Below are 18,967 nucleotides of genomic sequence, written 5' to 3' on the forward strand. Positions count from 1 at the left end.
TTATGAAGTATGAGTGATGAAGTATGAAGACGCTTGAACAGATACGAGACCATCGTCTGCAGATTCCCATGTCAGCTTCATGGTATTTGTCGGATATTGGTAAAGCCCAGGGGTTGCAGGAATTGTTTACTCGGCAATCGCCGCAGAAGTTGAAGGTGCTTAGGGAACATGCTGTTGCTCAAAGTGTGGTGTCCTCAAATCGGATAGAAGGGGTCACTATTGACGATTCACGGATTGGAACCGTTGTTTTTGGGCATCCTTCGCTACGGGATCGGGATGAGATTGAGGTGGCCGGTTATCGTGATGCCCTGAATCTTATCCATACGCAAGGCGCTGCACTTCCTGTCAACGAGGAGACCATTCTGAATCTTCACAAACTGAGTCGTGGAGAAAGTTGGGATGCAGGCCAGTATAAGGATAAGCCGGTAGACATCATTGAGAAATTCGCTGGTGGTGGGGAGCGAGTTCGGTTTCGAAGTGTGCTTCCAAAAGAGACTCCCGAGTTTACCTGCAAGCTGGTGACCCTGTGGCAGGATCAGAGCCGTGACCATGACATCTCGCCCCTCATTGTCATGGCCGCCTTCAATCTGGATTTCCTCTGCATCCATCCGTTTCGCGATGGGAACGGGAGAGTGTCCCGGCTTCTATTGCTATTGACTGCCTACCATCTGGGGGTTGAGGTGGGGCGGTATGTCAGCCTTGAGCGGATTATTGAAGAGAATAAAGCACGGTATTACGAAACCCTTCAACTCAGTTCCAAAGGGTGGCATGAGGGAAAGCACGATCCCTGGCCCTATATTGGATACCTGTTGTACATCATCAAGAAGGCTTACGATGAGTTTGAGGAGCGGGCGGGCCAGATCGCTGCACCTCGTGGTGAAAAGAGTGAGATGGTGCTGAATTGGATCCGGGCTAGACAAGAGCCGTTTCGCTTGGTTGATGTTGAGTCGGCTTGTCCGGGGGTTGGAAGAGATTGGATTCGCACGCTTTTATTTGAACTCAAGAAAAAGGGGCGGCTTACGTGTTCTGGAAAGGGGCGTGCTGCCCGATGGAACTATGAAAAAGAATGAGTGTACTACACTCTATTGAGTGTATTATTGAGTGTATTGAGTGGTATGGCTTAAGTGAAATGTGTCAGAAAAGACGTAGTACCCCTACGTAAGGGTATTCGTAGGGGTATTATCTTGTGCGGGTAATGGGTAATAGGTAGTGGTAATGGGTAATTTATTAGGTAAGGCCTTCAGATTTAGGCACTTACAAGGAAAGAGTGTAGTACACTTAAAAGAGTGTATTAAAGAGTGTACTGTGTCAGATTTGAGAAGAGGTATTACCCCAAATAAGGGTAATAATGAGGGTAATATCGTGATTCGAAATAGGTATTACCCAGTCAAGTGGGTAATGAAATAGGTAATTAATTAGGTAACGCATTGATGACCGACCTCAAAACACTACTTAAACAGGGCGAAGGCATAGCCGTTGAATTCAAGGTATGCCAGCGGGCACTCAGTCGGGACGTTTATAGTAAAAACCCGGTTATTGCCCATTTTTTCCAGCAGATCGGGCGGGCGGACGAACTGGGCTCCGGCACGCGCAAGTTAATGAAATACGGGAAACTCTTTGGCGGAAGTGATCCGGAACTGATTGAGGGAGATGTTTTCCGGATTATCGTCAAATATCCTGATTTCGACGCCCCGCTGGCGGACCAGACTGTAGTCACCCCGCAAGTCACCCCGCAAGTCACCCCGCAAGTCAAAAATGATGATAAAGTACTGCATGATAACATCTTCCGTGAACTATCGAAGGAGTTTATGGCGTTAACCGGACAAGTCACCGGACAAGTCACCGGACAAGTCACCGCGCAAGTCGCCGCGCAAGTTGGTATGATACTCAATACGGTGGCACACGAATCAAATTCCCGGGAGACACTTCAAACAGCAACGGGCATGACAGATCGTGAACACTTCCGGAAGGCGTATTTGGAACCTTTACTTTTGGTTGGCTGGATTGAGCGCACCATCCCCGACAAACCCACCAGCCGCCTCCAAAAATACCGGCTGACCGCCAAAGGCAAAGCTCTGTTGAAATTCACAACGAAATCACAGGATAAAAAATTATTATGACCAACCTTCGCCAACAATTATCCGGTGCACTCGCGGCTTTTGCCAAACAATCTGTAGTTGAAGCCGCAACCGCGTTATTTAAGACCCTTGGTTATCATAGCGAAAAAAGGATGGAGTTTTCCGGTCTGCAGGATTTTCTTGGCGAGATAGACCATGTCGGGAAATATACCAAACTCTTTCCGGATGCGCGCACGTCGGCAGGGCGTGCACCTGTTATGCTGCTACAGTTGACCAGCGAGGAAATTGCTTCAGGCTCGGGTGGTCAACTCCTGTTAGTATCGGATAAAAAAGCAGATTTGCGTCTATTCGAGTCTTATCTTTTTCTAGCCATTAGTCTGCCTGACCGAGCCTACACACGTGTCGAACTAGCTGACCGCGCTCGTGTCCTGAATGGCCTTTTTCGGCAGCCTGTTCTTATCCTGTTCCGTTATTCTGACCTCATTTCCATGGCCATTACCTATCGCCGTGCCCACAAACGCGATCAGTCCCGAGATGTTTTGGATCGTAAGGTGACTCTCATCAAGGATATCAGTTGCACCCGGCCACATCGCGCGCATCTGGATATTCTCTTGGACTTCAGTCTGTCGAGTCTCTCTACCCCTCAGACGCCCATCAGCACCTTCGCTCAGTTAGATGACGCTTGGCGTAAGACCCTGAGTACTGAGGCCCTTAACCATCGCTTCTACAAAGAACTGGCTGCCTGGTATTACTGGGCCGTCAACACCATTCGCCTCCCCATTATCGCCGACTATCTGAAAGAGCGAAAAGATGCTCAGGATGAGAATATTAAACAGTTCACTATCCGACTGTTGTGTCGCACCATTTTTTGTTGGTTTCTGAAAGAACGAGGACTGATTGATCGACAACTGCTGGAAATTGCCGATGATGCCGGGCAGGATTTGATTCTTGTTCGTCAACCTTTAAAGGGCCAGAAATTCAGTGACGTCAGTAGTTATTACCGCGGCATTCTTCAGAACGTATTTTTTAACTGCCTCAATACCCCAATGGATCAACGCAGATTGGATGCTAGCCGCGCGGCCAATGACAAGACAGTTAAAGACCCTAAACTTAAAAAACTCTCATATCGCGGCAAACAACATTTGCCCGATGATTTTGATTACGATCTATTTGATCGGATTCCCTACCTAAACGGGGGGCTATTCGATGTGCTGCCGGAAGACAATGCTTCCGACACTATTGATGACGATGTAATTCACGTACCTAATGACTTGTTCTACGCATCTGAACGGAAGTTCAAGCACGACAAGAAGATACTGGCAGTCAAGGGGCTCAATCGCATTCTTGATGGGTACAAGTTTACCATTGCCGAAAACACTCCGTTGGAAGAAGAAATTGCGCTGGATCCGGAACTCCTGGGTTTGGTTTTCGAGAATCTGCTGGCCGAAGTGGATACCAGCGATGAAGGCGCGGCAACCTCTGCCCGTAAGGCATCAGGTTCTTACTATACCCCCCGCCGTGTCATTGACTATATGGTTAATGAGGCACTGCGCCTCCACTTGGAAAATTACATTCGAGCCCGTGCCGCTTCGCCGGAGGAGTGCCAGGCCTTGCAGAGTCTCCTCTATCATGACTCCTTTGATTCCAGCCAGAAGCGGTTAGCAGGGTGGATAGTTGAAGCATTTGATGAAATTCGTATCCTTGACCCTGCTTGCGGATCCGGTGCTTTTCCCATGGGTGCATTACATCGTATGGTCGCCCTCCTGCAACGTGTGGATCCACAGAATCGCCGCTGGTTACATCGACAAGTGAGTCACATTCCTGACCGCCATCTGCGTGAGACCGCCGAGAAGGAACTGGCCCGACATGCCGATGACTATTCCCGCAAGCTAGGGTTGATAAAGAACGCGGTCTATGGTGTGGATATCCAGCCGCTAGCGGTGCTGATTACGAAACTGCGTTTTTTTATTTCACTGCTGGTGGATCAAAATATCAACCTGGATAATCCCAAAGGCAATTATGGCCTCACTCCGCTTCCCAATCTGGAAACGAAGGTTCTCTGTGCCAACACGCTGCGCGAGGTGCAGGTTTCTCTATTTGAACGTGAAGCTATCCGGAAATATCAGTCGGCGCGTGACGAGTATTACCAGCCTGAGACGCAAACTACCCGACGTGAGGAATTGGCTGATGAAATCGCCGCCGCCTTGAGTGAATTACTGCCGGGATTCTCTAGGGAAGTGACGGGACACGAATATAAGGATAAACGAACTCAGGATCTCCGCAATCGCGAACTACTTAAGGAATGGTTCCGTCACTCGACTCTGCCTGCACCTTTTTTCAACTTTGCCGTCTTTTTCCCTGAAATCTGTGCCGATGCCCCGGGCGCTACGGTTGGTGGTGAAATGCCCCTTGTCAACGATGCCCAAAAACAGCAGGAACTGGTTGTGCCGGGGCGGAAGACCCCCGCCAGCCCTCGATCTGGCTTCGATATTGTCATTGGAAATCCGCCCTATGGCGGCGACAAAATACCTGATGAGGTCAAGGAGGCATTACATCTGGGCTCCAAGGATCCCTACGGGGCCTTTATCGCCCGGTTTATGGGTGACGGAAAACAGTCCACGCCCCTGCGTATTGGCGGTGTGCTGAGTTACATCGTGTCCGATACCTTTATGACCATCAAGACCCATCGGTCTTTGCGGGAACAGTTAATGGGGTCGCGCATTCACAAGATGATTCGGGTCCACCCGGATACCTTCTCGGCCACGGTCAACACCGCCATCATATTGCTTCAAAGAGGTGGCGGGCCGGGAACGACTGCGCCAACGGAAGCAGAATTGACCGAGGCATGGGCCAAAGGGCCATGGTGTCAGATGGTTGACCTCACCCAAGTCAGTATCAGCGAGCAACATGACCGGTTCTTGAACCTGCTTTTTGAGACTGCAGGCTCCGAGCGCCGACGGGATGTGTCCACAGAATCTTGCGCAGTCTATCACTATCCTCAGACGCTGATCGCGAGAAACACGAATTTGCCATTTTTTGTTGCATCGCCAAAATTATTCGAACTAATGAATGATACAACAGCTCCCGTGCGCCATGTAAAGCTTGGAGAGGTTGATACTCCGGTCCGCAGTCTTGTATTTAATGGGAGAACCGTACGCCTTGTAAGACTTGGCGATATTGCGGATGTAAAGCAAGGGTTGGCTACCGGAGACAATGACTCCTATCTCTTTCAGAGCCCTGAGGCCAGAGGCAGTTATAGGTCGATTGACCAATATAAACAGTTCTTGTTAACCGATGCGGATTTGGAACATATCCGATCCGATTCCGACTTGCGTCATGAAGTGAGTCAAAAGGGCATTTCGAAAGAAAACAAGAGCTCACGTCGGTATTTTGAAGGGCGCTATATTGTTCCATTTGACAAAGGTGGAGAATCAGATGCTGGAGAGGGGTGGACGCCTAATTACTGGGTTCCGACTGACTACTTTATTGACTGGAGTGAATTCGCAATTGATAGAATGCGGACACTCACAATAGGTGTTCGTGATGATAACAAGCGTAATGAGCTATGTGCTGTTATCAGGAATGCCGATGCATATTTCGCGAAGGGTATCACTTACTCGCCAACCGGTATTTATTCGCCAAGTTTTCGACGAAGTTGTTGCGCAATTTTTGGGAATAAAGGATCTACGATAATCCCTCTATCCACAGATTTAGATACTTCGGCTCTCTTGGGTGTATTGGCCTCAAAAGCGTTTAAGTATTTCCTGAAACCATACCGTGCACACACGGTTGAGTCTCCTGAGCAGGGTTTAGTGGATACGCAAATCCCTTTCCCGATCGTGGATGTTCGTGCCCTGGTAGCGAAGGTGATTGCAAAGCAACGAGCAGATCCGCGGTACGACTATGCGCCTGAAGAACAGTTAGAGATTGATCGGTTGGTTTATGATGCATACGGATTAACTCAAGCTGACATTGCTGAGGTCGAAACGTGGTTTGTTCGCCGTTATTCGAGGTTAGCGACCGCCCAGCGTCGAAATTTGCGGGCAGCTGGTAAGGTGCCATACTTTGACCGATGGTGTGTGTATTGCGATGAGACTGGCCATTTGGCCTACGATCATGCTCCGGACATGATTCTGGGCGCGTTGCTGGTGCCTCGTGATCGTGTCCGTCCGCTGACGGTGGCATTGCGTGAGCGTCTTGCTGAGCTTGGCTGGCCCGCTAAGCGGGAGCTCAAGTGGACCAAGGTGTCGCCTGCTGGCCTTAGGTTTTACGAGGTGGCTTTGGATTTCTTTCTAAACGAACCCGATTTACGGTTCCGAGCGCTCATTTCGCCAAAGCATCCGCCACCGCCAAAATTGCCCGCACCGCCATCTGGCGCCGCAGATCCCGAATCTGCTGATTGGGAGAAGTACAACAAGGTTTTAGAAGACTCTGCGCCAGCTGTTGTGGACTATATGCAGCGGCACGAAGCCTGGTACTACGACCGTTATTTCGATCTTTTACGCGAAACACTCATTCCACCAGCAAGACATGCTATTTTTGTGGATGTGAAGGACACGCGCGGTGGAACCAGGATCAGGGAACTTGAGAACCGGCTGGCCGATGCACATTACGATTGGACGCGCAGTGGAATTGTCGAAGGCGTGTCGCAAATTGCCAGTCACGATGTTCTGCTTGATCAACTGGTGGATATTCTGCTTGGTTGCGTGGCGTGGATACACAGCCATCCCCAGCGTAATGTCGGGCACCAACCCAGCCCTGCCAAGGCGGCGCTGGCCTCAAAAGTGAAGGCGATTCTGGATAAAGCGGATACGACTCTAGTGCCGAAAATCGTTGTGGAACGTTCGTTGGAAAGGAATCCAGTGATATGAGCGGTAACTTGGTTTTTCCGCCGATTCTTCCGGATAATGGTGGTGTCCCAATTGTCGAACCCCAGTCGTTGACGAGATACCAGACTGATTTCCCCGCTGGTGGTACGCTGCCATCCGTGAGAGGCAAACCGGTTATGGTTCGTCGTGAACCCCACCCTGCGAATCCGGCTCGTGAATACACCTATTGGCATATGGTGACGGAGGGGGAGGATGAGGACGAACAAAAGCGTACTCCTGACTTGACCAGAATGATAAGGATGCCTTGGGCGAAACCGCTACTGATCAATCATGCCCACACCGCCGTCAAACGCTGGTGGAATGTGCGTTATGGAATGCGCCACTACTGTATTTGGCATTCGCCAGTAAATTATTTGGTGGTCATAAAAGAACGTTACGAGGGGCTGTTTCTCGTCACAACTTACTGTCCGATCCCGAAGCGAGCCTTAGGGTTTCACAAGGAATGGGCGATAGCAAAAAAAGCAGGCCGCACCTTTTGACGGGTACGGCCCTTGTGCACTGTTCCACGCTTGGTGGCTGTGTCTGGCAATATTGAACGAAATCCGACGGACGATGTCAATACCCGAAGAGAAAAGATTCTGGCTGATCAAGTTTGCACCCTTTCGTACCGCTTGGGCCGAAATCGTAAAGAGGGGACATTTCACCCTGAGAGGTGTTCGTAGTCCTGCGGCCAGAAACAATCTCTCGAAAATGCGATTGGGTGATAAGGTACTCTACTACCACAGCCAGGAAGAGTTGGTAGTGGTCGGCGTTATGGAAGTCGCTCGTGAGGCTTACCCTGATCCTACCTGTACCGATTCACAATGGTTGACTTGTGATTTTGTGCCAATGAAAACGCTGGAACATCCTGTTCCCCTTAGGGCAATCAAGGCAGATCAACGATTGCAGACACTAGCCGTGGTCCGTCAGCCCCGACTTTCAGTAATGCCTGTAACAGAAGAGCAATTTCAAATTATAGCTGGTGGGATTAAGGGGGGAATCTGATGAAACGACGCACGCAGTTAGTTTGTCAGCATTTGGAGAACATCTCCAGGCAGGCATTAGAACGGCATCAGGATATTATCGGGCAGTATGCGCGGGGGCGGCAGGGGATCTATGCGTTATATCGCCGCGGGAAACTCTATTATATCGGTTTGGCGACTAACCTGCGGACTCGCCTGAAACAGCATCTCAAGGATCGGCATGGCGGGTCATGGGATCAATTCTCGGTCTACCTGACGGTCGGCGACAATCACCTGCGAAAACTTGAAGCCTTGATGTTACGGACTGTCAAGCCATCCCTGTAATGGCTGGATCTTCTTGACAGCGTCCAGCATTGATAATACTACCCCATGCACGAATTTCGAACTCACCTAAATATCAAGGAGCATGATGATGAAGATGGTATCCATTCCGAACACCGGGCTCACCGTATCGCGGATCGCGTACGGCTGCATGAAGCTTGCATCCATTCAGGCGGTGCCGGCCGATTTGCCGAAGGCCGCTGTCGATGTCTGCGTTGCGGCGTACAATGAAGGCATTAATTTTTTCGATCATGCGGACATTTACGGCCGCGGCAAATGCGAGGAGTTGTTCTCCGGTTTCTGGAAACAGGTCCCGCGTGATCAGATCATTCTTCAGACAAAATGCGGCATACGGCCCAGGGATACGCCGGAAACGGGGGAGCCCGGTAGATATGACTTCAGTTTCGAACATATTATCCGGACAGTCGAGGCCAGCCTTTCACGCCTCAAGACTGATTATCTCGACATACTGCTGCTGCATCGTCCGGACGCGCTTGTTTCGCCCGAGGAAGTTGACCGAGCATTCAATGAGTTGCATGGTGCGGGAAAAGTGCGCTATTTCGGCATCAGCAATCACAACGTTCTGCAGATCGAACTCCTCCGTAAATTCGTCAAACAGCCGCTTGTCACCAATCAGTTGCAGTTGAGCATTCTACATCATTATCTTGTGTCGGAAGGCGTATTGGTGAATGTGGTGGGGAAACCCTCGGTTCTGGCCTCGGGGACGCTCGATTATTGTAGGCTTCATGGAATTTCAGTTCAGGCGTGGAGTCCAGTCGCCCGCGGTATTCCGCTCAATCCGCCAGCGGAGGCGCCGCAACATCTGAAGGACCTGGCCGCTTACGTAAAGAGGCTCGCGGACGGAAAGGGAACCACTCCCGAGGCGATCCTCCTGGCCTGGATACTCAGGCATCCGGCGAATATCATCCCCATCATCGGAACGGTCAATGTTGCACACATCAAAGGAAGTATACAGGCCGACAAGGTTTCTCTCACCCGCGAAGAGTGGTATCGCATGCTTGAGTTTGCCCGCGGAGAAAGCGTTCCGTAAAGCGCACATGGGGCCTGTTCCCCGTTTCCCCGCCTCCGGCGGGAGATTTGACGGCAACATTAAAGATATTGTTCTGCATTCGTGGGAGGGGGCTGGAATTTCTTGACGCCATGAGTCGCGCTTCCTAGCATACTTGGGTTAGGACAATATCTTAAAATCCAACAGTCAGACTTAAGACAGAAAGAAGGAATCACATGGACAAACTCAATATAGAATTGTGCCCGGAAACAGGAATCTGTTCCATTATCAAGAACGATGGGTCGAAGGTGGACCTGATGCCAGATGAGGTTAAAAATCTGCGTGTGGCTTTGGAAAATCCCGATAGCGCGCGGCAGGTGATCGCGGAGGCGGATGCCGGGTTTGCCGCCTCGCTGGCGGCGGACGAACTCAAACAACTGGCGGCCCGTTTTAAGAAATAATAAGCAGAGCTACCCCGGCGGACGATACGGAGGTCGTCCCTCCATAGTTGAAAATAGGCCCGTGAATCGTCTCTGGACGCCAAGCAGGAGGAGGAGGGCGATTGCTACGATGAGGGTGACCGCAAACTCGCGATTGCCGAATTTAGACAAGAAAAAACCGCGTATTCCTTAGGAAACACGCGGTTTTAGTAAGTGGTGGTGGGATAAGGATTCGAACCTTAGAAGGCGTAGCCAGCAGATTTACAGTCTGCCCCGTTTGACCGCTCCGGAATCCCACCATGTCTTTTTTGAAGCCATTTCGTCGACAAAAAGCTCGGCTTTGACCTCAAGAAAGGCGGGCATAATGGCGTTTGAATCTGATCCTAGCAAGCCAAAAATGAAATAAATGTGGTGTCGTGGGGACGTCGGCATCCACTTTAACACCGGCATTTGCGCCTGGATGGCCTGTTACAGACACTAATGCCGCCGGGACGTCGGCATCCACTTTAACACCGGATATGTCAGCACTGGTGACCCGGAAATGAGCGTGGTGGGTTGTACCCTTGATGCGTTTGTGAGTTTCTGTCATCATTAACGTTTTCAACATGGATGGAACAGATGACAGAATCGGTTAAAGATAATTTGGAATGGTTGGCGGATCTCAATCCTCAGCAACGACAGGCCGTCGTTCATGGAGAAGGACCTCTCTTGGTGGTGGCTGGCGCGGGGAGTGGTAAAACTAAAACCCTTGCCTATCGTGTGGCCTATTTGATCGCCCAGGGCGTAAACCCCGCGAATATCTTGCTTATGACGTTCACCCGGCGCGCCGCCGAGGAGATGCTGAGTCGGGCCGCCGCGGTCAGTATGCATAGCGCCCACATGACGGGCCGCGTCTGGGGCGGGACGTTTCATGCCATCGCCAATCGGCTCCTTCGCACCTACTCAAAACAGGCAGGCCTGCCTAATAATTTTACGGTAATGGATCAGTCGGATTCCGAAGATCTGCTCAATGTGATTCGCAATGAATTAAACATCGGCAAAAATGACAAACGCTTTCCCCGCAAGAATACGTGTCTCGCGATCTATTCGCGTTGCGTCAATGGGGGCGAGAAACTCGAAACGGTGCTGGTGAAACAGTTTTCCTGGTGTCTGGAATATCAGGAGGAACTGAAAAGTTTATTCAGCAATTATGTCATCCGCAAGCAGCAGCGGGGCGTCATGGATTACGATGATCTCTTGCTGTATTGGCTGCAATTGTTGAGCAATGACGATCTCGCTCGTGAAATTGGCGGTCGGTTTGATCATGTGTTGGTGGATGAATACCAGGATACCAATCTGGTCCAGGCTGATATTTTACGGGCACTGCGGAAATTCAATCCGAATATCATGGCGGTGGGTGACGACGCTCAAAGTATCTACGGGTTCCGGGCGGCGAATGTCCGTAATATCCTTGATTTTCCCGAGCAGTTCCCCGGCGCAACGGTGATTACCCTGGAACAGAATTACCGCTCTGTCTGTCCCATTCTGGAAACGACCAACCGTCTGATCAGCCAGGCCCATGACCGTTTTACCAAGGATCTCTGGTCTGCCCGCAAGGAGGGGCAGCGGCCCATGATTGTGACCTGCCGGGACGAGGCCTCACAAGATGTCTTTGTTGTGGATCGTATCAGGGAGCATCTCGAAAAGGGGATCCCCTTGAATAAACAGGCGGTTCTATTCCGCTCCGGTCATCTATCAGACTCTCTGGAAATTGCCCTGACCACCCGGAATATTCCCTATCATAAATATGGCGGACTTCGCTTCCTGGATGCGGCGCATGTCAAGGACCTGATCAGTTTCCTGCGCGTCTCTGAAAATGCGTCCGATGAAATTGCCTGGTTCCGGGTTTTGCAGATGATCGATGGGATCGGGCCGGCGACAGCGGCTAAGATCGTTAATCATATCAGTAGGGCCCATGATCCCCTCGCCATGAAAACATTTCCAGTACCAGCCTCTGCCAGGGCTGGCTGGAATTTACTCGGTAAACTGCTGGATGATCTGGTGGCGGCGGGGGAGTCGGAGCCGGTAGCTCAGATTCAACGCATCCGGACATTCTATGAACCGCTCATGAGTCTCCGTTATGAAAATGCCCAGTCCCGAGTCCGTGATTTGGACCACATAGAGCAGGTCGCCTCCAAGTACAAGTCACGGCGGCAATTGCTGACCGATCTGACGTTGGATCCGCCTAACTCAACCCGTGATATCGCCTCGCATGCCGCGCAACATGATGACCGGCTGGTATTATCCACGATTCATTCCGCCAAGGGGTGCGAATGGGATGTCGTGTATGTGATCCACGCTTCGGATGGCTCCCTGCCTTCCGAAAAATCCACCGGCAGCGAAAAGGACCTTGAGGAGGAGCGGCGACTGGCGTATGTCGCCATGACCCGCGCCCGTGATATCCTTTACATTACCTGGCCCAGGCGGGTCTATCAACGCTGGGGGGCGGCAGGGGGGAAGCATGCAAATGCTCAGATCTCCCGTTTTATCAACGATGACGTGCGCGCCTCCTGTTCCATGATGTCTTTTGGGGATAGTGGTGGGTATTCGGATGATCGTTCTTATGATCAGAGGGATATCATTGGCCGCGTTCGCAATCAGGTCAATTCCCGATGGGATTGATCGTGGGGATAGTGGGTGAAGGTAATGCGCTAAGTTGTGTGTTTTCGCGAAGGGCCAGGGTGGTCATGACCTTGATGACGTAGACTTGGGTTTGAGGGGGGAGGTATGGGGCGATGGCTTCGTATTCACTGGTCTCATGCTTTTTCAGCAGTCTTCCCACGCATCCTTCCCCGGCATTATAGGCAGCGACGGCCAGAGTCCAATCACTGAACTGAGCATAAAGTTTTGCAAGATATCGGGCGGCGGCTTTGGCGCTTTTTTCCGGTTCAGCACGAAAATCATCGGCCTCTTTCAGAAGGCCGAATCGTCTGGCGGCCTCCCTTTTGAACTGGAATAAACCCCGTGCGCCTGAGCCACTGACGGCGTTGGTGTTAAGCATGGATTCAACTTCGGCTACCCATGCCAGTTCCTGGGGTAAACCTTCAATGACAAACCATCTTTTTAATTCTGGAATAAGCACTTTGGCATGATCCGGAAGCGTGCTTTGGGCCTGTCGCTTGGCCCACAGGCCCCCCTTGACAATGCAGGGCCATCGGTTTTTTTCGAAATGCGGATCAAGGAGGGGGGCATCCTCGAATTTTAATTCAAGTTTGGGGCAGACTTCTGGAGTGTTGGGTGCCGGATATAACTCCAGGCAGGGAGTGCCCTGGGCGATTCCAGACAGGAGAAAGATGAATAATAGAACCGAAGGTGCTGTCACTGGGTGTATGATTATTTCGTGAACTCTTTCCGGATGGAACTTTCCAGGTTGGCGGGCTTAGTGTGGTTCAGTCTGTCCAAAACACGCTCCCACCGATACGCAAAACTTCCTCGCTCATCGCGTGGGCGATGTTTAAAGAGCATGTCGAAAGCCCGCTTTCGCAAGCGATAGTCCTGCTGGATATGCAGCACCCGCTCGACAAAAGAGGCGAGATAGGCATCTATCACGGCTTGGGGCGATGGAAAGAATGGAATCCGCCGGAGAATGGGAGCGGCATAGGAGCTGGCAAAAGTGTCCAGAGGTGAGAAATAGTCGGTAAAGGTACCGGTGTGATCCGAGACAATGAGTTCGGTGGGGAAGCCAGAACTATTTTCAAGAATGACTTCATCGCCATCATCGAAAAGCACCGAGTTCTGTAGGTTCATGCGCCCGACAATCAGGCTGGATGCCGCCGCTTTTCCAAGTAACTCGGCAAATTTGATGCAATAGGCGGGATTCAAAAATCGAGATCGTGGAATTTTGTCGCTTGCCAGCCCGGGGAGATAGTCGCGCTCGAAATAGGTAGACCAGATGAGTTGTCCATCATACCGGGTACCCCGGTAATGTTCGCTGATTTTACGGGTGGTCATGCGGGGCGGTAGATTCATGCCAAGCTGGCGGCAGCCCAGCCGCCGGTCAAGGATGTACTCGGTATACTCCTCCGCTTCCATGATCGAGGGGAGCAGGTCTTTTCCTTCATTAAGATGTTCCCGGATTCCCCACTTTTGCATGCGGCTGATGCGGACAACAGGGCGGTCAATATTTGCCTGTTTAACTTCCGAGACGTAGACATCCCGACGTCCCGCGCTTGTTGGGCGTCGGGAAAGGGAGCCTATGACCCGGCCGATGTTGACGTATTCGATATCGCCAAATTCCCTGACGAAATTAAAAATAAACCCCCGTGCTTTTTCGTCACACAACATTTGTAAGTCAGGCGATTCCGGATGGCGGTCGAGTTCGTCAAAAATGGAGTCGAATATAAGTTCGCCTTCTTCAATTTTGCCGCCAGGCAGCCATTCGATTTGCATGAAGAATTCAGGACTCAACCCCAGTAACACTTCTTCGGGAATCGTTTTGTCGTGTTGGCCGAGAAGTGCAGAAAACATCATGTTCCGCCATTGCACATCCTCGATATTATCCTCGCGTAATTCCGAGGGAACGGCCTCGCGAAAGGCATCTTTAAGGGTTTCGTAGCAGGTGCGGATGGGGCCCTCAAGCGCATGGGAAAAACGGGTGTGGGTAAAGGTTTTGTCGGCAGCAAAGAACGCGACCTCTGGATGAGCCATACGGTTGTATTTGCCGGAATAGTCACGGATCTCAATGAGATGGCTTTTTAACTCGGCGTCTGGAAGGTTGCCGAGGTTGCAAAACTGTTGAAAGCTGATGAAGCGTGTTCCCGTGTCGCGGCTGTAGTAATAGATGGCTTTACCCCCGATCGGGGTAATAGAGGCATGAATCATCCGCTTCATTTCATCAGGCGTTTGGGGCAGTGAGGCAATTCGCCAATTCTCGCCACGACTCTTAATGCCTGAGCGGACTTTCTCATTCATGAGGTTCAGGAACTTGATTTTTTGTTTGGACACCAATTCCTGCAACAGCTCATCAGCTTCGAAGGCGAGGGCCATATTTTCGGGATCGGGCCGGATCAGGATGCCGCTGGAATCCATGATCAAGTCGACCGAATTCTGCCACTCGCGCATTTCGTCTTCTTCATCCAATTTGGGTTGGCCTGATGCGAGTCGTGTCGCATTAATGTCGGCAATGTAGGCTATACTTTGAGTGGCATGGATGCCGGGCAGGGTCACCAGAGTTCGGCTTCGTGGAAAAAGAGTCCCAGTTCTGGATAGCAAACGTCCTTCGCGATCAACAGCCAGAGGATGTGCGCCTAAAATTCGTATAGTCATTACTTTTAACAATACTAACGTTTACTGGGGTTAAACAACAGTTCTTTATAAGAATTTCTTTTCTTTATCCATCCCGTCCGATTCCCTAACATGGCTGCTTATGAATTCCATTTATACCACGACGATTACCCGGGAGGCGCAGCGGCGCGGGATCGGGATTGAAGTCATCGATCCCGTGACACCTGTGTTTGTATTGAAGCATAAAGGCAAGCGGATCAGATGTTATAATGCCCTTACAGACCAGGTGGGCGCGGTGACCTTTCACATGACGCAAAGCAAGCGTCTGGCCAACATTTTTCTAAAATCAAACGGGTTCCCTGTGCCAGCCCAGCAGTCGTTTTCGGATTTGGCCGCCGCCAAAACTTTTTTGAAAAAGTACAAGACGATTGTAGTCAAGCCCTGTACCCAATGGGGGGGGCGCGGGGTTTCGGTGGCCGTTCGCACCCTGAAAGAGCTTTTCCTGGCGATTGAGTTTGCCCGGGAATATGAGGAAGAGATTGTGCTGGAGGAGTTCGTCAGCGGTGAGGATTATCGGCTCATTTTTGTGGACTACCGGTATGTGGCGGCTATTCGCCGACGGGCTGCCCGAGTCACTGGTAATGGGCGGGATTCCATCCGTAAACTTATATTGGCTCAAAATCGAATCGAGCGGCAACAGGATCCCAGTCATGTGATTCCTTTGGATTCAGAGACGAGCCGTAATCTTACGGCGCTGGGATTGAAATGGGGGAGTGTGCCGAAGGCTGGGCGAGCGGTTCAGGTGCGACTCACCTCAAATTACCATACCGGTGGGAGCGTGGATATTGTCACCCGGGAGGTTAAGCCTGTTTTGGTGAAACTCGCGGCTCGGGCTGCCAAAAAGTTGGGTGTACCGGTGATTGGGATTGATTTTCTCGTTAACGAAAAGACCGGGAAATTCTGGTTAATCGAGTTGAGCCCCGATCTGGCCATATCTCCGCCTGAAGGGGATATTGTGGTTCGCCATTTCATCGATTATCTCTTCCCGGAGACGCGAGGACAATGATATGACCACTGAAATGATAAAATCATGCCATCTGGTAGGTGTGGCCGGAGTAGGAATGAATGCTCTGGCGCAGGCGCTTAGCGGCGGGGGATGGCGCGTGAGCGGGTCGGACCGGTATCAGGATCAAGGCCAGGATCTTGAGGTGATTCACAAACTCAAGGAAGCGGGCATCCAATTTTATCCTCAGGATGGCCAGGGTGTGAAGCCGGATACGGGTGCCGTGGTGGTCAGCACGGCCATCGAACAGGATAATCCCGATATTGCGGCGGCTCAACGGTTGAAGGTTCCGGTTCGTCATCGCGCCGAAATGCTGGCGGAGCTGGTGGCGGGTAAAGAGGTGGTTGCCATTGCCGGGACATCCGGAAAAACAACAGTTACCGGAATGATGGGCTGGTTGTTGGAACAGTTGGGGGCAGATCCCACGGTGGTGAATGGGGGCGTGCTGGTCAATTGGGCTGATGCCACCCGTATTGGGAACGTCCGCACAGGGCAATCGCGGTTGTGTGTGATTGAGGCGGACGAGAGTGATCGGTCGTTGTTGAAATTTAATCCAGACTGGGCACTGATTACAAATATGTCTGCTGATCATTTCAGCCTTGAGGAGACCGAGCGTCTGTTCGCGCAGTTCAGGGGGCAGGTCCGGCGTGAGTGCATTGCCGGTTGGGATCCGGGAATGCCCTGGCAGGAAGTGTCACCGCAACTGGACAGGCGAGGTGTCCGATTTAAGTTTGAGGGGCTTGCGTTTGAGATCCCAATGCTGGGGGCGCACAATGCCGAAAATGCAATGCAGGCTGCGATGCTGTGCCGGCGTATGGGGTTCGGGCTCAAACCCATTCGGGATGCGTTGAGCCAGTTCAGGGGCATCCAGCGACGACTTGAACTGATCGGGGAAGCTGCCGGCGTGACCGTACTGGATGAATACGCTCATAATCCTGCAAAGATCGCGGCGGCCTGGCGGGCGGTCGCTCCCCATTACCGTCGCGTACTGGCGTTCTGGCGTCCGCATGGGTACAGGCCTCTGTCGCTGATGTTTGATGATCTGCTTGAAACCTTTGTGGAGGTGTGTCGGCCGAACGATAAACTCTACCTGCTGCCTGTCTACTACGCTGGCGGTACCGTCAGCAAGCAACGTGATGCGGATGAACTGGTTGCCAGATTACGGGAGCGCGGGGTTTCTGCCGAGTGGATGACTGAATATGAAGTGATGATGGCGGAGATCGTGGCGCAGGCAAAGAGCGGGGATGTTGTGCTTTGCATGGGGGCTCGTGATCCCGGTATTCCAAAGTTTGCCCGGGAGTTGGTAGTTAATTTGAAAAATATCGAGGCAAAAGGTTGACAATACACAAACAAGTCGGCAGTATTGCGGCCCGTTTTACAGCGGAAGTTTTCTGATGGGGGATTAGCTCAGTTTGGTAGAGCGCTTGAATGGCATTCAAGAGGTCGCGGGTTCGACCCCCGCATCCTCCACCATCAGAAAACACCTTAAAACCTAATGAAGATGCATATGGAATTTCAGCCAGACTATCGGCATTTTACGAACGTGATGCTGAACAAACGCCCCGTTCGCCTACCGCTGTACGAGCATATTGTCAACGCGGCATCCATGGAAAAGATTCTGGGCCTGCGCTTTGCCGAATTGGAAGGCGGAAACGCGAAGGATAAAGCCGAGTACTTTCACCAGCATTGTCGTTTCTTCCGCCAGATGACATACGACACGGTGTCGTACGAAGTCTGTATCGGCGCGACGTTGCCGGGGAAGATGGCGATTTGCGGCGGCCAAGGTCCCATTCAATCCCGCTCGGACTTCAATGCCTATCCGTGGAATGAATTGCCCCTGCTTTATTGGCGTTACGCTCGTCCGCGCCTGGACGCCCTCGTTGCCGCGCTACCGTCCGGCATGAAGGCGGTCGGCGGGGTCGGCAACGGTGTGTTTGAACTGGCCGAAAGCCTGGTCGGGATGGAATACCTCCCTTTCATGGAAGTGGACGATCCGGATCTCTACGCCGACTTGTTCCGTGCTATCGGCGATCTGATGTGCGCCATTTGGGAGGAATTCATGCCGCGCTACGGAACGTACTTTGCGGCCTGCCGTTTTGGGGACGATCTCGGCTTCAAGTCGTCGCTTCTGACCAATCCGGCGACAGTTCGTGGGCACATCCTCCCGCAGTATCGCCGTGTGATTGACATCGTGCATTCCGGTAACGGACTATTTCTCTGGCATTCATGCGGGTGTATCTTTGAAATCATGGACGACGTGATCGCCTTGGGGATCGACGCGAAACACTCGAATGAAGATTCAATCGCTCCGTTCGATCGCTGGATCACGGCCTATGGCGACAGGATAGGTCTGTTGGGTGGCTTTGACATGGATTTCCTGTGCGGGAATACTCCGGACGTCATCTACGACAAGGTGCGTGAAGCGGGCAGACGATTCAGGAAGTCGTCGCAAGGGTATGCCTTGGGTTCAGGGAACTCCATTCCAGCCTATGTCCCGACCGACAACTACCTTGCCATGATCCGAGCGGCTCAGGATTTGCGGCAAGAAGAATCCACCTGAATCGGATCAAAAGTTTCGGGTTTCTATAGAGGGCCTGAAAGTCTCATGATGAGACTTTTTCGCAACTCACTTATTTCTAACCTGTTACACAATGCGTCGTTTTGCAAGAGGACATGGGAGTTCTACTGTTAACCTGTCCCCGTTCCCGTCCCGGTACCGGCGATCGATGCGGTTCTGAGACGACAGTTGGTCTGTTATGTTGAGCTCAACATAACAGGAATTATGGTAAGTGTAGCCGGTTAAGGGTAGTCGATTAAGGGTATCCGAGTAAGTGGGGCGGTTAAGAGTAGGAAGGTTAAGTGCGTGATTATGGGTCTGTCCCCGGAGTCCGGGTGCGGTATTTCACGGATGGGGTGGCGCTGGGGAGTCGTGGGTTTGTGGAC

At 51.7% G+C, this 18,967-nt stretch carries 15 protein-coding genes and 2 tRNA genes; 13 read left to right on the forward strand and 4 right to left on the reverse strand.

Going from position 1 to position 18,967, the window contains the following annotated elements; genetic code table 11:
* The first annotated feature begins 23 nt into the window (after window positions 1-23).
* From WCI03_09400 to WCI03_09435, 8 genes are all read left to right on the forward strand, one after another.
* Complete coding sequence (locus WCI03_09400) at window positions 24-1,070, forward strand: Fic family protein (GenBank protein ID MEI8140071.1); 1,047 nt, start codon at window positions 24-26, stop codon at window positions 1,068-1,070.
* 360 nt (window positions 1,071-1,430) lie between these two features.
* Window positions 1,431-2,120, forward strand: coding sequence for a hypothetical protein (locus WCI03_09405; GenBank protein MEI8140072.1), 690 nt, complete (start codon window positions 1,431-1,433; stop codon window positions 2,118-2,120).
* Complete coding sequence (locus tag WCI03_09410; GenBank protein MEI8140073.1) at window positions 2,117-6,949, forward strand: hypothetical protein; 4,833 nt, start codon at window positions 2,117-2,119, stop codon at window positions 6,947-6,949. Before WCI03_09405 ends, WCI03_09410 begins: the two co-directional genes overlap by 4 nt.
* A complete protein-coding gene (locus tag WCI03_09415) occupies window positions 6,946-7,446 on the forward strand; it encodes a hypothetical protein (GenBank protein ID MEI8140074.1) in 501 nt (166 codons plus the stop codon). Before WCI03_09410 ends, WCI03_09415 begins: the two co-directional genes overlap by 4 nt.
* A 73-nt stretch (window positions 7,447-7,519) precedes the next feature.
* Complete coding sequence (locus tag WCI03_09420) at window positions 7,520-7,951, forward strand: EVE domain-containing protein (protein MEI8140075.1); 432 nt, start codon at window positions 7,520-7,522, stop codon at window positions 7,949-7,951.
* A complete protein-coding gene (locus tag WCI03_09425; protein ID MEI8140076.1) occupies window positions 7,951-8,253 on the forward strand; it encodes a GIY-YIG nuclease family protein in 303 nt (100 codons plus the stop codon). Before WCI03_09420 ends, WCI03_09425 begins: the two co-directional genes overlap by 1 nt.
* A gap of 82 nt (window positions 8,254-8,335) precedes the next feature.
* Window positions 8,336-9,301 (forward strand): aldo/keto reductase, encoded by a 966-nt coding sequence (locus tag WCI03_09430; GenBank protein MEI8140077.1) that lies wholly within the window; start codon window positions 8,336-8,338, stop codon window positions 9,299-9,301.
* A 194-nt stretch (window positions 9,302-9,495) separates the two neighbouring features.
* Window positions 9,496-9,720: a hypothetical protein gene (locus WCI03_09435; protein MEI8140078.1), complete on the forward strand. Its 225-nt coding sequence runs from the start codon at window positions 9,496-9,498 to the stop codon at window positions 9,718-9,720.
* 193 nt (window positions 9,721-9,913) lie between these two features.
* Here the strand turns inward: WCI03_09435 and WCI03_09440 are convergent.
* Both WCI03_09440 and WCI03_09445 read right to left on the reverse strand, forming a co-directional pair.
* A tRNA-Tyr gene (locus WCI03_09440) sits at window positions 9,914-9,998 on the reverse strand.
* A 47-nt stretch (window positions 9,999-10,045) separates the two neighbouring features.
* Window positions 10,046-10,306: a hypothetical protein gene (locus WCI03_09445; GenBank protein ID MEI8140079.1), complete on the reverse strand. Its 261-nt coding sequence runs from the start codon at window positions 10,304-10,306 to the stop codon at window positions 10,046-10,048.
* A 2-nt stretch (window positions 10,307-10,308) separates the two neighbouring features.
* On the opposite strand from WCI03_09445, the gene WCI03_09450 reads away from it, so the two are divergent.
* Window positions 10,309-12,360 (forward strand): ATP-dependent helicase, encoded by a 2,052-nt coding sequence (locus WCI03_09450; GenBank protein ID MEI8140080.1) that lies wholly within the window; start codon window positions 10,309-10,311, stop codon window positions 12,358-12,360.
* On the opposite strand, the gene WCI03_09455 is transcribed toward WCI03_09450, so the two are convergent.
* Together WCI03_09455 and WCI03_09460 are read right to left on the reverse strand one after the other, a co-directional pair.
* Complete coding sequence (locus tag WCI03_09455) at window positions 12,341-13,060, reverse strand: lytic transglycosylase domain-containing protein (GenBank protein ID MEI8140081.1); 720 nt, start codon at window positions 13,058-13,060, stop codon at window positions 12,341-12,343. The two genes, WCI03_09450 and WCI03_09455, sit on opposite strands and share 20 nt — an antisense overlap.
* Before the next feature lie 11 nt (window positions 13,061-13,071).
* The gene (locus WCI03_09460; protein ID MEI8140082.1) at window positions 13,072-15,003 is read right to left on the reverse strand and encodes a hypothetical protein; all 1,932 of its coding nucleotides are present in this window, start codon (window positions 15,001-15,003) and stop codon (window positions 13,072-13,074) included.
* Between the two features lie 100 nt (window positions 15,004-15,103).
* On the opposite strand from WCI03_09460, the gene WCI03_09465 reads away from it, so the two are divergent.
* From WCI03_09465 to WCI03_09480, 4 genes are all read left to right on the forward strand, one after another.
* On the forward strand, window positions 15,104-16,027 hold the full coding sequence (locus tag WCI03_09465) for a hypothetical protein (GenBank protein ID MEI8140083.1): 924 nt from the start codon (window positions 15,104-15,106) through the stop codon (window positions 16,025-16,027).
* 1 nt (window position 16,028) lies between these two features.
* Window positions 16,029-17,363, forward strand: a complete 1,335-nt coding sequence (locus tag WCI03_09470) for a Mur ligase domain-containing protein (GenBank protein ID MEI8140084.1) — start codon at window positions 16,029-16,031, stop codon at window positions 17,361-17,363.
* Window positions 17,364-17,420: 57 nt separating this feature from the next.
* Window positions 17,421-17,497, forward strand: a tRNA-Ala gene (locus WCI03_09475).
* A gap of 34 nt (window positions 17,498-17,531) precedes the next feature.
* Window positions 17,532-18,584, forward strand: coding sequence for a uroporphyrinogen decarboxylase family protein (locus tag WCI03_09480; protein ID MEI8140085.1), 1,053 nt, complete (start codon window positions 17,532-17,534; stop codon window positions 18,582-18,584).
* Window positions 18,585-18,967: the final 383 nt, after the last annotated feature.

The organism is bacterium (assembly GCA_037143175.1).
Classification (GTDB): domain Bacteria; phylum Verrucomicrobiota; class Kiritimatiellia; order CAIKKV01; family CAITUY01; genus JAABPW01.